At 38.6% G+C, this 14,334-nt stretch carries 13 protein-coding genes and 1 other annotated feature; of the genes, 5 read left to right on the top strand and 8 right to left on the bottom strand.

The window, feature by feature from the left end; all coding sequences use genetic code 11:
• Positions 1 to 8: 8 nt before the first annotated feature.
• Complete coding sequence (locus EDX97_RS04840) at positions 9 to 905, bottom strand: class I mannose-6-phosphate isomerase (protein WP_128520065.1); 897 nt, start codon at positions 903 to 905, stop codon at positions 9 to 11.
• Between the two features lie 213 nt (positions 906 to 1,118).
• Between EDX97_RS04840 and EDX97_RS04845 the strand changes: the two genes are divergently transcribed.
• Both EDX97_RS04845 and EDX97_RS04850 read left to right on the top strand, forming a co-directional pair.
• Positions 1,119 to 2,048 (top strand): nucleoside hydrolase, encoded by a 930-nt coding sequence (locus EDX97_RS04845; RefSeq protein ID WP_128520066.1) that lies wholly within the window; start codon positions 1,119 to 1,121, stop codon positions 2,046 to 2,048.
• On the top strand, positions 2,035 to 2,580 hold the full coding sequence (locus EDX97_RS04850) for an ECF transporter S component (protein ID WP_173446981.1): 546 nt from the start codon (positions 2,035 to 2,037) through the stop codon (positions 2,578 to 2,580). Before EDX97_RS04845 ends, EDX97_RS04850 begins: the two co-directional genes overlap by 14 nt.
• Before the next feature lie 233 nt (positions 2,581 to 2,813).
• Here EDX97_RS04850 and EDX97_RS04855 read toward each other — a convergent pair whose 3' ends face one another.
• Together EDX97_RS04855 and EDX97_RS04860 are read right to left on the bottom strand one after the other, a co-directional pair.
• Positions 2,814 to 3,497, bottom strand: a complete 684-nt coding sequence (locus EDX97_RS04855) for a DUF434 domain-containing protein (RefSeq protein ID WP_221175891.1) — start codon at positions 3,495 to 3,497, stop codon at positions 2,814 to 2,816.
• Positions 3,487 to 4,836: a M48 family metallopeptidase gene (locus EDX97_RS04860; protein WP_183164273.1), complete on the bottom strand. Its 1,350-nt coding sequence runs from the start codon at positions 4,834 to 4,836 to the stop codon at positions 3,487 to 3,489. The genes EDX97_RS04855 and EDX97_RS04860 overlap by 11 nt, the downstream gene beginning before the upstream one ends.
• A 308-nt stretch (positions 4,837 to 5,144) precedes the next feature.
• On the opposite strand from EDX97_RS04860, the gene EDX97_RS04865 reads away from it, so the two are divergent.
• Positions 5,145 to 6,335 (top strand): SHIRT domain-containing protein, encoded by a 1,191-nt coding sequence (locus EDX97_RS04865; protein ID WP_128520069.1) that lies wholly within the window; start codon positions 5,145 to 5,147, stop codon positions 6,333 to 6,335.
• A 65-nt stretch (positions 6,336 to 6,400) separates the two neighbouring features.
• On the opposite strand, the gene lysS is transcribed toward EDX97_RS04865, so the two are convergent.
• Together lysS and EDX97_RS04875 are read right to left on the bottom strand one after the other, a co-directional pair.
• Positions 6,401 to 8,317, bottom strand: coding sequence for a lysine--tRNA ligase (gene lysS, locus EDX97_RS04870; protein ID WP_128520070.1), 1,917 nt, complete (start codon positions 8,315 to 8,317; stop codon positions 6,401 to 6,403).
• Between the two features lie 38 nt (positions 8,318 to 8,355).
• Positions 8,356 to 8,564: a binding site (T-box leader), on the bottom strand.
• Between the two features lie 28 nt (positions 8,565 to 8,592).
• The gene (locus tag EDX97_RS04875; protein ID WP_128520071.1) at positions 8,593 to 9,195 is read right to left on the bottom strand and encodes an L-threonylcarbamoyladenylate synthase; all 603 of its coding nucleotides are present in this window, start codon (positions 9,193 to 9,195) and stop codon (positions 8,593 to 8,595) included.
• A gap of 37 nt (positions 9,196 to 9,232) precedes the next feature.
• Here EDX97_RS04875 and mnmE point away from each other — a divergent pair, with 37 nt between their 5' ends.
• Positions 9,233 to 10,561, top strand: a complete 1,329-nt coding sequence (gene mnmE, locus EDX97_RS04880) for a tRNA uridine-5-carboxymethylaminomethyl(34) synthesis GTPase MnmE (protein WP_128520072.1) — start codon at positions 9,233 to 9,235, stop codon at positions 10,559 to 10,561.
• A gap of 25 nt (positions 10,562 to 10,586) precedes the next feature.
• Here the strand turns inward: mnmE and EDX97_RS04885 are convergent, their stop codons facing one another.
• From EDX97_RS04885 to EDX97_RS04895, 3 genes are read right to left on the bottom strand one after another with little or no spacing between them, the layout of a single operon-like run.
• On the bottom strand, positions 10,587 to 11,132 hold the full coding sequence (locus EDX97_RS04885; RefSeq protein ID WP_128520073.1) for a transcription repressor NadR: 546 nt from the start codon (positions 11,130 to 11,132) through the stop codon (positions 10,587 to 10,589).
• 10 nt (positions 11,133 to 11,142) lie between these two features.
• Positions 11,143 to 11,997: a carboxylating nicotinate-nucleotide diphosphorylase gene (nadC, locus tag EDX97_RS04890; protein WP_128520074.1), complete on the bottom strand. Its 855-nt coding sequence runs from the start codon at positions 11,995 to 11,997 to the stop codon at positions 11,143 to 11,145.
• Positions 11,998 to 12,006: 9 nt separating this feature from the next.
• Entirely contained in the window at positions 12,007 to 13,281 is a 1,275-nt protein-coding gene (locus EDX97_RS04895) for an L-aspartate oxidase (RefSeq protein ID WP_128520075.1), read from the bottom strand.
• Positions 13,282 to 13,404: 123 nt separating this feature from the next.
• On the opposite strand from EDX97_RS04895, the gene nadA reads away from it, so the two are divergent.
• The gene (gene nadA / locus EDX97_RS04900) at positions 13,405 to 14,322 is read left to right on the top strand and encodes a quinolinate synthase NadA (protein ID WP_128520076.1); all 918 of its coding nucleotides are present in this window, start codon (positions 13,405 to 13,407) and stop codon (positions 14,320 to 14,322) included.
• The last annotated feature ends 12 nt before the right edge of the window (positions 14,323 to 14,334 follow it).

Consider the following 14,334-nt stretch of genomic DNA (forward strand, 5'->3'; position numbering starts at 1 on the left):
GCCCTTTTTTATTCTATTTCTCGCCAATACGGATTTGGAGTAGCCATAATACAATCCGCTTGTCCATCAATCGATACCGTTTCTTTTGGCATCAATAAAATACTCGTTCCTGGTTCCACTAAGGTATTATCGACTAAGATGCGTCCAGATAAAACCGTGCATACAGCCGCAATATCACTTGGATTCGAAATATGATCTTGCATATGTTTATGCATAAGATCAAACGCATAGAAAGAAGCCCGTCGACCAGCATGAAAGGTTTGTTTGATTTCTTTATTCATCGGATTCATGGTTGCCAGAGCTTTTTCTACATGCAATGCTCGTTTGTTGCCTTTTTCATCGGTTCGATCATAATCATATAAACGATAGGTAATGTTGGTCGATTGTTGAATTTCATAAATCAAAGCACCACTTGTCAAACAATGAACCGTGCCAGCCGGCGTAAACAATAAGTCCTCACTCTTCACTGGATATTTCTTTAATGCCTGATGAAAATCCTTTTTTGCGATTGCCTCTTTGATCGAATCTTTAGACTCCTCGACATTTTCCGCATAGACCCATCCTTTTTTGGGAGCTTCAATAAAATACCAAGCTTCACACTTGCCATATGGTTTCCCTTCTTGATCCTGTGCAAATCGATCGGTCGGATGGACTTGCACACTTACATCCATTTTGGCAGCATCAAAACTCACAATGATTGGATATTCTTCCTTTGGCAATAATCCAAAAGCAGTCGGTGTTTTTTGAATCAATGTACGCAATGTCGTCTGTCCTACTGGACTATCGATTCCTTCAATAGCTGCACAAGAATAAACAATGCCCGTATGCGCACTCGTTGCTCCATACGCTTTTAAACGCTCATCTCCCCATATTTTATCCATGGAAATGGTCTTTAAGATATACATTTCCACCCTCCTCACATATTTATTTTATCTTTCATCAATATTGTATCTTTTATGAAAATGGTATACACTTTTCTTGCAGAAAATTCCTATTTTTTGTATAAATAAGACAACTGGTTTTTATTGACCTCCCAGTATAATCATAGGCAAGCACTTTTTATGATGAAATAAAAGTACCAGTCTATGACCTGGTACTTTTTTTAGTTAGGAGACAAAATGAGAAAAGTAATTATTGATTGTGATCCGGGTATCGATGATAGCTTAGCTTTGATGTTAGCTTTAAGCAGTCCCGAAATCGAAGTCATCGGTATCACCATCGTCTGTGGCAATACCCCTGTCGATATGGGATTTGAAAATGCTAAAAAAATCTTAAAATTCATTCATCGTTTAGACATTCCAATTTATAAAGGAGCTACCCAACCATTAAAAAAGCCCTATGTTGATGCTTTAGATACCCATGGCGCGGATGGCTTAGGCGAAAGCTTTCTGGATCCTGTTCCAGGATATGAACAAAAAATGGATGCCATCGAATTTTTATCCAAGACCCTGAAACAAGAACCATGTACCGTTATTGCGATTGGTCCCATGACCAATTTTGCCCAGCTCATTGCCAAAGATCCTGCTGCTTTTGAAGCTATTGACACGTTTATATCCATGGGTGGCACCTATAAAGCCCATGGCAATTGTTCACCCGTTGGCGAATACAATTATTGGGAAGACCCCGAAGCTGCTAAAATCGTCTATGCCCATACCAAAATGATCCATATGATTGGACTAGATGTGACCCGACAAATCGTATTGACCCATGAAATCCTTGATGCCTGGGAACCAAAAAATAAAAAAGTGACCGATTTTATTCGTAAAATCACATCCTTCTATTTTACGTTCCATTGGCACCAAGAACATTTAAAAGGATGTGTTATTAACGATCCTTTAGCCATTGCGTATGTGATTGATCCATCCATTTGTTCCGGTTTTAAAGCCTATACCGATATCGAAACTGACGGTATCACACGAGGAGAAAGTGTGGTCGATGCCTATGATTTCTATCACAAACCAGCCAACGCCAAAATTCTGACCCAAGTGGATGTATCCAAGTTTTTTACCTTATTTGAAAGTCGAGTGATTGATCATGAAGAAAATTAGTACCTATCACGTTTGTGCCATTGCCTTTGCGATAGCCATCAACATCATTGGTGGCCAAATTGCACTCCTATTGCACTTGCCCATTTATTTAGATAGTATCGGTACCTTCTTTATTGCGGCCGTATGCGGACCCATCTATGGTATGCTTCCCAATGCATTAAGCGGTGTGGCCATGTGGATGTTAGGCGATGTCTACTCACTCTATTATGCCCCAGTTGGCATCTTATTAGGTTTATTGACAGGTTTACTGTTTCATCGCACCAACAATGTATTCTTAACAAGTCTATGGATCACTTTACCTACTTCTTTGGTGAGTGCTTGTATTACCGCCATCTTATTCGGTGGTATCACCTCGAGTGGATCGACCGTATTCGTACAGATCCTCGCCAAATTCATCGGCTTGACCCCTGCTTGTTTTATCGTTCAAGTCCTTACCGACTATTGCGATCGCACCCTTGGCTTGAGCCTTGTGAAAATTGTCATCAAACAAATGCCCGATCGCATTTTATTGAAACTAAAAAATACGGACTAAACCGTATTTTTTTATTCTTCTTCGTCTTTTACATGGATGCAATTACCACATAACATTCGCTATTTGATACCCCATCGAACCCAGTTGCCTAATGATGCTTCACTAGACTTTATTCATTTCCTCTTTTCTTTTTTATGCCATATCCCCGATACTTTCCTTAAGTTTTCAATGAACACCAATCCATCCTTTGTGCAGAATCGTACCAAAGAAATAGTCTATGATTATGCTTTTGTTCAAAACTCAATGTCATAAGCCATAAAATGTGTTTTTTTCAAACATAGGACCATTAAATTAAACCAAGAAATACAAGAATCCAAAATAATGGAATCCGAAGTGATCACATTAGCCTTTTCATAAAGAATTAAATCCACATGTTGAACAATTTGCACATCTACCATTGGATCCACATCATAGATTTTGGTTTTGAGTCGTCCTGAATTAGAAACCGGTGCATCTAAAAGGATATGGATGGTTCCAGGATGATAGGCATATACCCATTCTAACAATAAAGCAACGGCTTGTTTGGTTTGTGGAATGATTCGATAGTTGCCACGTAAAGAGGCTAAATCCCGAACAACTCCATCCATTCCCAAAAATAGAGGGGAATGGTTTAATAATACTTCTAAAGTAATGATTTGATTGAATCCATCGATCCATACATCTTTTTTTCCAAAATCAAATACTTCTTTGGCTTTGCGATTGGTTAATTGTTTATCAGTCGCAACACTGCGTGCAACGGCCAATCGTTGCCGTTCGGATAAACAATAATGATTGCCCACAAAAGTAGAAGCTTGTTTACGATCATACCCCGCATTGATCAAATAGCACACGTCTTTTGCGGCTTTATGCAGTACGGGCATGGCCGTATCCGAAAAGTTTTTCTCATCATCGGGTACAAATCCTCTTCTAGCTTGCATGTGCATTCTCCCATGCTTGAATATAAGAAATTCGTTGATACATACCTGGATGATCATAATACAATCGTTCAACAATAGGATGTGGATTCACATCGATCAATTCATCACTGGATAATTGAGTAAACGTATCAATCAAAGCTTGTCCATACCCATGATTGACCGCATTTTTATCCGCTTCTTTTTCTTCTTTACAAGAAACAAAATTATGATAGATTCCAAGCACAAAGGATATAGGTGCAAAGCCATAAGAAAAAACCATGAAAGACAACACATAATTGGTGTGTGACAAACCAAAAGATTGATTGATCCATGTATTCAAATCAACGATCGTTTGAGCATGAGGAATCAGCCAAACAAAGAAGAAAAACAACAAGACCAAAAACGCATAATGAAGGTAATTCCAAATGTTTTTCTTATGTTTCAAATGACCAATTTCATGCAACAAGACCGCTAATAATTCGTCTTCACTGTTTTCTTGGATAAAGTTATCGGCAATCCCAAATTCACGGATCCATAAAAACTTTAATAAGAACGCATTCTTATCATTGGATTTTTTGGATTCGTCATAAATCTTGATATGTCGTACTTTTTTCTTAGCTTCCGATGCATAGGCTTCGATTTGAGAACGCAATGGTCCTTCTTCCATTTCCGTAAAGGTATATTTCTTTCGCATCACCAACAAAGATAAAAAAGACATCGCAATCATTAAGAATAGATAAATCGCAAGAATGATCAAACAAAAGAGAAACGATTGACGATAAGAAATCGAAAATCCATTTGTCCATGTGGATAGATGGGTACACAAATAAATCAGCAGACCACCGACCACAAGCATCACAAAGGTTTCAAACACAAAATCTAAGACATGATCTTTGATCCAAGATGATTTGGTCTGTTTATTTAAACCATACTTCTCATCAATTTGAAACGTTTCATAATAAACAACCGGTATATCGATTCCTTCTTCGATCAGTTCCATAACCATATACGTTAAAAAAGCACTGAGATATGGATTGGCACCATCAAACCAAGTAAAGAAAGGGGACAAAATATAAAAAATACTGATTGCTAAAGTACCAAGACGTACCCAACCAGATAGTTTGGCATACTCCTTCTTATAGGATAAAAACTTAGCATACCGCGAGGGTGTATAAATCGTCGAAACCGCTTCTGGAAGTGGTTTTGATCTTTGTTTCCAAGTCAAATACGATATCCATCTTTGCCATAGAAAGGCAATGACAAGAAACGCAATTAAAATCATTTTTAAAACCATACATTCATCTCCACCTACAAAAATAGCACGTTCTGACGTGTTTTTCATTTTTTGTGCAATCTGCATTACAACTATATTTATATTGTGAACATATAGAACTTTATCTAAAAATAATATTTGATTACTATTCAAAAAAGTATTAATATTTAGAACTGTAATTGATGGCATATGACTGCAACAAGCAGTCCAATTACAAAGTGGATCTGTTCCTGATTTGTGAACAGATTCTTTTTTATTTGTATACAAATCGAGAATATGTTTAATGCATCAATATATTTTATTTATTGATATATTTCATTTTTTATATATGTTTAAGACGAAAACTTTCATTTGTTATAATTGTTGTGATTTACAATAAATGAAAGGGATATACTATGAAAAAATTCTTACAAGCACTCTTCTGTGCCGGACTGATTTTGGGTACGATGTCCCATCCGGTCTTGGCCACCGAAAATGATCCGGCTAGTTATGTTGGCCACTATTCAACCAATCAAAGCTTTGCGTTTGTGAACAGTCGTTATTACGATGGAACCAACTACGTAAAAGTATTTAACTGGGGCTGGGCTGCTGAATCTGATCAATATTATGTCAATGGCGACTGGACAGATCTAAACCACGTATATACACGAGAAGATTATACAACAGGGAAGCCAACCAATTTAGTCGGTTCGGATGGTGATGGTACCTTATCATCAGCGAATGCCGGTACCTATACACTGATCAATATTTCAAATCTTTCGCCATTCGGTCCACAGGCCGATAACTATGTCTTTCCAAGTACGTTGAACAATATACCAACCTACATTGAAATTTGGAAAGTAGCCCCTGACCTTACATTAACAAGTGACGTACAAGGAACGATCCAACGAGGACAAACCTTTACCCTCACATTGACGATCAATAATGATTACAACAATTCGGAAGGTTTACCAACAACGAATCAAGTAAGTTTCTCTGTCAATAATGCCCAAGCATCGAGTGCGATTACTCAATCTGGAAATACGTATACGCAAACATTTATCGCAACCACAGATACTAGTGCAACTACGATAGAAGCTACGGCCGGTGTAACCGATACTGCAACCAATTATAAAGAAGGCTATCAACAATTAACTTTGGACTTAGCTGCCATGCATTCGGTTTCCTATCAATTTGTCAGTGGTACCCAAGATAAAACCTTGCCACAAGAAGTCATGAAATTATTACCAGAATCGACCACCGCACAAGAAGGAGAAACGGTTACAGCTACGCAACCAGAAACGACAAAAGTGACGGTGGATGATGGTGTATGGACATTTACTGGTTATGATGCCAATGAAAAAGTCATGGATACAGATATTACATTCACGGGTACATGGACGTTTACAGCCAATCCAAAACAAGCAACAACATCCAAAACCAATAATGCTAACAATAACACAACGCAAACAAAAAATAGCGAAGGATCACAAACGAAAAAAACAGAAGGCACACAAACTGGTATCGAAACCCATGCAACGCAATGGATCGTAACAGGTGTACTTGCTTTCGGTCTTCTATTGATACTACGAAAGAAACATGCCTAAGCAACGGAGAAAGCAATCTCCGTTTTTTTCTGTTTACATAAAAAAAGGCACGTAATGTGCCTTTTCTAGTACAATTTTGCTCCGGCTGGAATATGATCATCCACAAGCAATAGATGTAACTTTTCTTCACCTGCTTCTTTATGGATGGCACTGAGCAACATACCACAAGAATCAATACCCATCATTTTACGAGGAGGTAAATTAACGATTGCAATCGCTGTCTTACCAATTAAATCTTCTGGTTCATAATAAGTATGGATTCCACTTAAGATCGTACGATGTGTATCCGTGCCATCATCCAATGTAAACTGCAACAATTTCTTTGATTTTGGTACTGCCACACAATCTAAGATCTTCACTGCACGGAAATCACTCTTACTGAACGTATCAAAATCAACATATTCTTTAAATAATGGTTCAATTTCTACCTTTGAAAAATCAATCTTTTCAACAGGTGCTGATGTTGCTGCATTGGCTCGTTTCGCTGCTTTTGAATCCCCAACCAATTTCATATGAGGGAACAACAAGACTTCACGAATGGTTCTTTGATCAGTTAGTAACATCACAAAACGGTCAATTCCTAAACCTACACCACCAGTTGGAGGCATACCATATTCCAATGCTTCCACATAATCGGTATCCACTTCATTGGCTTCATCATCACCAAGATCACGAAGTTCCAATTGTTTCTCAAAACGTTCTTTTTGATCAATTGGATCATTCAATTCGGAGAAGGCATTGGCATATTCATGACCACAAATAAACAATTCATAACGATCTGTAAAACGAGGATCATCTACATTCTTCTTCGCTAATGGACTGATTTCAATTGGATATTCATAGACAAACGTTGGTTGTTCAATAGTTTCTTCACAATATTTCTCAAAGAATAAGGAAATAATATGACCTACGGAATTATGTTTTTGTTCCAATTCGATATCATGTTCAGCAGCTAATTTCTTTGCGTCTTCAAAAGACATTTCTTGTTTAAAATCAATACCTGTCTTTTCTTTAACGGCATCGCACATTGTTATACGTTTAAATGGCTTGCTTAGATCCAATTGTGTTCCTTGGTATGTAATCACATTGGTTCCTAATACTTTTTCGGATACAAAACGGAACATACCTTCAATTAGATCCATCATGCCATGCAAATCACTATAGGCAACATACGCCTCGACCGTTGTGAATTCTGGATTGTGCGTGGCATCCATTCCTTCATTACGGAACAAACGACCAATTTCATACACACCTTCCAAACCACCAACGATCAATCGTTTCAATGGCAATTCTGTCGCAATACGTAAATAGAAATCCATATTCAAGGCATTGTGATGGGTCACAAATGGACGAGCGGCTGCTCCACCTAAAATTGGTTGTAGAACGGGTGTTTCTACTTCCATCAATCCTTGACCATCTAAATATTCTTGGATTGCTCGAATGATTCTTGGTCTTGTGAGCGCAATTTTCTTTGCTTCTGGATTCATGATCAAATCCACATAACGACGACGATAACGTTCTTCGGTATCTTGTAGTCCATGGAATTTTTCTGGCAATGGACGCAAAGACTTCGCTAAATGCGTGTATTCCTTGGCACGTACCGACAATTGTCCATGATCCGTTTTCATAACGGTACCTTCAATACCAACGATATCGCCAATATCATTCTTTTTGAAGATCTCATACATTTCATCGCCCAATTCATCTTTACGAACATAGATTTGAATATCTCCTGTCACATCTTGGATATTCATAAATCCGGCTTTTCCTTGACGACGTTTACGCATGATACGACCAGCAATCGTTACATGTACATCTAATTTTTCTAGTTCTTCCTTGGTATATCGATCATATTCTTCCGTGATTTGACCACAACGCGCATCTCGATCAAAACGACGACCAAATGGATCAATACCCATATCGATCAAATCTTGCATCTTTTGACGGCGTACTTGTTCTTGTTGCGTAAGTTTTTGTTTCATGTCTTCTCCTTTTCTCTCATAAAAAAAGAACATCTCATCCAAGGGACGAAATGTTCGTGTTACCACCCTATTTTGTTTAGAAATCACTTTCTAAACCTCTGCCACTGTCGATAAACAGTGCTTCCTTTAATGCAGGAACTACAAGCAGCTCCAAGGTTTTATTCCCCATCATCCTGTACTCTTTTCCACCAACCAAGAGTTCTCTAGACCATTATTGATCGGTACTCGTCCTTTTCATAGCCTTATGTGTATCGTACAAAACCAAATCCACTTTGTCAATCAGAGATTACGTTTTCTAATTCCGAAAGTGAAATAGGTCCTTCTCGTAATATAGCTAACTGCTCTTTTGTACAATCCACGATCGTACTTGCCATACCTTGTTGACATTGGCCTTGGACGATGCCATCGATATTTGGCAGATTTTCTTTGGCCTGATCAAAAGTAATCGCTGCAGGACGTCCTGAAATATTCGCACTACTAACCAATAATGGTTTATTCAATCGCTGGATCACATTTAAAATAAACGGTGCATCCGGAATACGAACAGCGACGGTATCCTTCCCATTCGTATATTCTTTTGATACATCTTCTCTTAAAGGCAAGATCAAAGTCAATGGGCCTGGTAAAAACGCATCAATGATCTTTTCGGTCCGCGCATCCACTTTCGCAATTTGTTTCATTTGCGAAGCACTCGCAACCATCATCGGAATGGGCTTGGTTTCCGGACGATGTTTGGCATGTTTTAAACGCGAAAGATCATTTAAATCTCCATAAACGACGCCCACACCATAAACCGTATCCGTAGGAATAGCTAAAACATCATGCGCTAAAAACGCATTCGCTACTTTTTGTGCATCTTTTTGTGTATATATCTTCATACTGTTAACCTCTTTCTATCTATGATAAAATAAAGATATGTTTGATACAACTATTGCGGCGATATCCACTGCACTAGCCCCCGGTGCGATTTCCATCGTTCGGGTATCTGGTGAAGATGCGATATCCATTGTCCAATCGATTTTTAATAAAGATATCACCAAGGCCAAATCCTATACCATGCATTATGGCTATATCATTGATGAAAATAAACAACCTGTCGATGAAGTATTGGTTTCAATCTTTCGTGCGCCAAAAACATATACGCGTGAAGACATTGTCGAAATCAATTGCCACGGTGGTGTATACATCACACGAAAAATATTGACCATGGTCCTCAGTCATGGTGCACAAATGGCCAAACCCGGTGAATTTACCCAACGGGCTTTCTATCATGGACGTATTGATCTATCCCAAGCCGAAGCAGTCGAAGATATGATCGAGGCCACCAATGATACTGCATCCAATATGGCCATCCAAGGTATTCGCGGTAGTGTAGCCGAATTGATCAAACCATTGATTGAAGATTTATTAAATATCATTGCACAAATTGAAGTCAACATTGATTATCCGGAATATGAAGATGTCGCTCAATTAACTACCGAAGAATTATTACCCATGACCAAGACATGGCTTGAAAAGATCGATGCCATCTTAGCACGTGCCCAAAGTGGTCAATTAGCGAAAAAAGGTATCGATACCATTTTAGTGGGTAAACCCAATGTTGGAAAAAGCTCTTTATTAAATGCTTTATTGGAAGAAGATAAAGCCATTGTAACCGATATTGCGGGAACCACCCGTGATTTAGTGGAAGGACAGATCCATATTGGATCCGCACAATTTAATTTGATCGATACCGCAGGCTTGCATGCCTCGACAGATCAAATTGAACAAATTGGGATTCAAAAAACCCAAGAAAAATTGAAACAAGCACAACTAGTAATCGTCGTATTGGATGGATCCAAACCATTGGATGCGGAAGATCAAAAATTATTAGACCAAACAAAAGAAAAGACACGCCTCATTGTCTACAATAAAAAAGACAAGTTGGAAACACAACAGGAAGGTATCTGGATTTCCGCACAAAATCATGAAATCGAACCTTTATTGGATGCCATGAAACAATTATTTGAAACCAATGTTGTCAATGAACATCCTTTATTATCCAGTGAACGACAGATTGGTTTGATCCAACAAGCCAAACAAGATATGTTGCATGCCAAGGAAGCCATGGAAATGGGCGTGGAACCCGATTTGGTTGAAATCGATATTCAATCGGCCCATGATCATTTAAAAGAAATCTTTGGAGAAGTCCATCGAGAAGACCTCATCGATACGTTATTTTCGAAATTCTGTTTAGGCAAATAAAAAGTTCTCGTTGTTGAGAACTTTTTTAGTGCTCTTTCCAAAAATCAACGGGTTCATAATCTTGTAGAGGCGCTAAGAAACCGGCATGATCTAATTCTGTTTGAATCAAATCTAAGGTCTTTTGATCTTCAGCCGATATCGTATGATAATGATAACCAGCCGTCACATTCATCAATAAAGACGAATGCCCCCATTCGATTTCATGAAGATAATTTTCTACATCGCGTCGTGATTTGATATTCAATGGCGCTTTTAATAACCCATACACACGATGATATACAAATACATCATCGATCTTACCACCAAGGTCTACAATCAAATTCATTTCTTCGCGAGCCTGCTCATTGGTATGATGAACTTTGAATACCCTTGTTGTTTCATTTTCCGCCAACAAGATATATCCTTTATTAGTCGATAAGATCTGCCTATTCTCAGCGCGTAATAAGGCAATATCCTGGACGACGACCTGACGAGAAACTTGCAGTTGTTTAGCCAATAAAGTACCAGAATATGGCTGTTCTTGTTTCGATAAAATGTGAATAATTTCTTCTCTTCGTTGTTTTCCCGTCATTCTATACCTCCTACAAAGCGTGTAAATGTTTTAGAGATACATCCAATATGGGTGCTGAATGTGTCAAAGCCCCACTTGAAATATAATCAACGGAAAGATCCTTGATCCGATCAATATTGGCTTTGGTTACATTCCCCGAAATTTCGATCTTTGCTTTACCATCGATCAAAGATATGGCTTGCGCCATCATATCATGATCCATATTATCTAACATGATGATGTCTGCACCAGCGGATACAGCTTCTTTGACCATGCCTAAATTTTCTACTTCCACCTCAATTTTACGTACAAATGGTGCATAGGCCCTTGCCATTTGAATGGCTTGTGAAACACCACCAGCCGCATCAATGTGATTATCCTTCAACATCACACCATCAGATAAATTATACCGATGATTATGACCACCGCCAACTTTAACCGCATATTTTTCAAAAATACGCATATTTGGCGTTGTCTTTCGTGTATCCAACAGCTGAATGGACGTTCCCTCTAATAACTTTGCCATCTGATGTGTATATGTGGCAATTCCACTCATCCGTTGTAAATAATTCAAAGCCGTTCTTTCACCGGATAATAGGACTCGAATGTCCCCTTTTACTTGTGCCAATACTTGTTGATCGTGAATGTTGTCGCCATCTTTGGCCTGCCACTCTACTTTCATGGTTGGATCGAGAAGGGTAAACACACGCTCGAAAACTTGAGCCCCACAAAGAATGCCATCTTCTTTCGCAATCAAGTCAACTTGGCCTTGTTTGGATGTGGGCATGACACAATTGGTCGATACATCTTCACTATTGATATCTTCTTCAAGAGCACTTTGGATCAAAGGATCCACGTGCAAACGCATTGTGATTGGATCAAACATATTTACCTCCTAAGCCATGACTTTGGTCTGAACCATATGCCGATAGGTTTCTTTCAAGACCGTCATGTTCGTATAGTCTTTTTCTTGGACCTTGGCAAAAACCAAGGGATTATGCAACGTTTCATACGATGCACTGATTTCTTTGGCTGCCCTTTTAGCAAACACCAAAGACTCCAACAAAGAATTCGAAGCCAATCGATTCTTACCATGCACTCCATTGCAAGCTGTTTCGCCAATCGCATATAAATGATCCATCGAAGTCTTCGATTGTTTATTGACTTTGATACCACCCATAAAATAATGTTGCGCAGGAACAACTGGAATCGGTTCTTTTTCCGGATCATACCCCATTTCCAGACAATGTTGCACAATATGAGGAAAATGACTAATCAATTGTTCATGACCAATGGGACGAAGATCTTCCCAAACATGATCGGTTCCATCCTTTTTCATTTGTGCTTTGATTTTTTCCGTCAAAACATCACGTGGTAATAATTCATTGGTAAATCGTTGCATGTTCTTGTCATACAACAATGCCCCTTCCCCACGCACACTTTCACTGATCAAAAAGGAACGATCCTTTTCATTGGGTGAATAAAAAGTGGTTGGATGAATTTGCACATAATTGATATTCTTTAATGCGATGTGATGTTTGATAGCTAAGGCAATACCATCTCCTGTTAAATGACGGAAATTGGTAGAATGACGATAAACACCACCCACACCACCGGTGGCCAACAGCACATAATCAGCCGATACTTTTTCAATGGTACCATCCGCTTTCTTCATGATGATGCCATAACAAGTATTCTTTTCTTCCACCAAATCAATCATAGTCGTATATTCCAACAACGTGACATTGGGCAAAGTCATGACCTTTTTCAATAGATTCTTGGTGATTTCTTTTCCCGTTTCATCTTCATGAAACAAGATACGCTTATGTGTATGCGCTCCTTCTCGGGTAAAATCCAGTTTACCATTGGCATTCTTATGAAAGTGGACACCATAGCTAATCAATTCATGGATCACATTTTGACTCGATCGAATCATGATATCGACCGATTCTGGATCATTTTCATAATGCCCTGCCTTCATCGTATCTTCAAAATAAGATTGATAATCTTGCTCATTTTTCAACATGCAGATGCCACCCTGCGCTAAAAAAGAATCACTACTTTCGGCATCTGATTTTGTGATGATAAGAATTTGTTTATTTCTAGACAATTGTAAAGCCGCATATAATCCGGAACAACCACAACCTACAATGCAAATATCTGTTCTCATGTTTTGTCCTTCTTTCCTGACAGTGGCCATTATATTCTTTGTCAAGTCCATTGTCAAGACAATAGACTTGACAGTATTGACAAGCCTTTCTATAATGTCATTGTTTGCCAAGGAGTTAAAAAAATGAATACAAAAGAAATGCAAGATGAAATCAAACGCATCAAAAAAGAAAAAGATATGCTGATATTGGCCCATGCCTATCAAAGTCAAGATATATTAGAAGTTGCCGATTATATGGGTGATTCTTATGGATTAAGTGTCCAAGCTTCAAAAACCCATCACCAAAATGTCGTCATGTGTGGTGTTCGCTTTATGGCCGAAACCGTAAAGATCTTATCGCCAAATAAGCACGTTTATTTAGCCAATCGCTATACAGGTTGTCCTATGGCCCAACAAATGACCAAAGAAGATGTGTTGATGTTAAAAGAAAAATATCCGGAATATGCGGTCGTTGCTTATATCAATACCACTTCAGAATTAAAAACGGTTGTCGATATGGTTGTCACTTCCAGCAGTGCCGTGCGTATATTAAAAAAGATGCCTCAAAAAGACATCTTGTTTATTCCAGATCCAAATTTAGGTTCCTGGGTTGCCAAACAACTACCTGAAAAAAACATCAAGACCTTCCAGGGTGGTTGTCCAACCCATTGGCGCATCTCCAAAAAAGATGTGGAAAGAGCACGCAAAGAACATCCTCATGCAGAAATATTAGTGCATCCTGAATGTAAACCAGAAGTCACCGCATTGGCCGATTATGCAGGAAGTACCACAGGGATCATGAAATATGCCAAAGAAAGTGATAAAAAAGAATTTGTAATTGGTACCGAAAACAGTATCGTCCAACATCTACAATTTGACTGCCCGGATAAGAAATTCTATTGTTTATCAGTCGAATGTGTATGTCACAATATGCGTCAAACCACACTGGTCGATGTCTACAATACCATCACCGGTAAAGAACAAGAAGAAATCCTTTTGCCGGAAGATATCATGCAAAAAGCCAAAATTGCGATCGATCGAATGGTCGAGGCCGGAAAATAATAAAAAAAAACA

The organism is Absicoccus porci (assembly GCF_003725415.1).
In the GTDB taxonomy this organism is placed as follows: domain Bacteria; phylum Bacillota_I; class Bacilli_A; order Erysipelotrichales; family Erysipelotrichaceae; genus Absicoccus; species Absicoccus porci.

Excerpts from the sequence above, each read along its gene's own strand:
- EDX97_RS04845 (WP_128520066.1), top strand. The coding sequence starts at position 1,119 with ATGAGAAAAGTAATTATTGATTGTGATCCGGGTATCGATGATAGCTTA.
- nadA (WP_128520076.1), top strand. The coding sequence starts at position 13,405 with ATGAATACAAAAGAAATGCAAGATGAAATCAAACGCATCAAAAAAGAA.
- lysS (WP_128520070.1), bottom strand. The coding sequence starts at position 8,317 with ATGAAACAAAAACTTACGCAACAAGAACAAGTACGCCGTCAAAAGATG.
- EDX97_RS04895 (WP_128520075.1), bottom strand. The coding sequence starts at position 13,281 with ATGAGAACAGATATTTGCATTGTAGGTTGTGGTTGTTCCGGATTATAT.
- EDX97_RS04860 (WP_183164273.1), bottom strand. The coding sequence starts at position 4,836 with ATGCAGATTGCACAAAAAATGAAAAACACGTCAGAACGTGCTATTTTT.
- EDX97_RS04875 (WP_128520071.1), bottom strand. The coding sequence starts at position 9,195 with ATGAAGATATATACACAAAAAGATGCACAAAAAGTAGCGAATGCGTTT.
- EDX97_RS04865 (WP_128520069.1), top strand. The coding sequence starts at position 5,145 with ATGAAAAAATTCTTACAAGCACTCTTCTGTGCCGGACTGATTTTGGGT.
- EDX97_RS04885 (WP_128520073.1), bottom strand. The coding sequence starts at position 11,132 with ATGACGGGAAAACAACGAAGAGAAGAAATTATTCACATTTTATCGAAA.
- mnmE (WP_128520072.1), top strand. The coding sequence starts at position 9,233 with ATGTTTGATACAACTATTGCGGCGATATCCACTGCACTAGCCCCCGGT.
- EDX97_RS04855 (WP_221175891.1), bottom strand. The coding sequence starts at position 3,497 with ATGCAAGCTAGAAGAGGATTTGTACCCGATGATGAGAAAAACTTTTCG.
- EDX97_RS04850 (WP_173446981.1), top strand. The coding sequence starts at position 2,035 with ATGAAGAAAATTAGTACCTATCACGTTTGTGCCATTGCCTTTGCGATA.
- nadC (WP_128520074.1), bottom strand. The coding sequence starts at position 11,997 with ATGTTTGATCCAATCACAATGCGTTTGCACGTGGATCCTTTGATCCAA.
- EDX97_RS04840 (WP_128520065.1), bottom strand. The coding sequence starts at position 905 with ATGTATATCTTAAAGACCATTTCCATGGATAAAATATGGGGAGATGAG.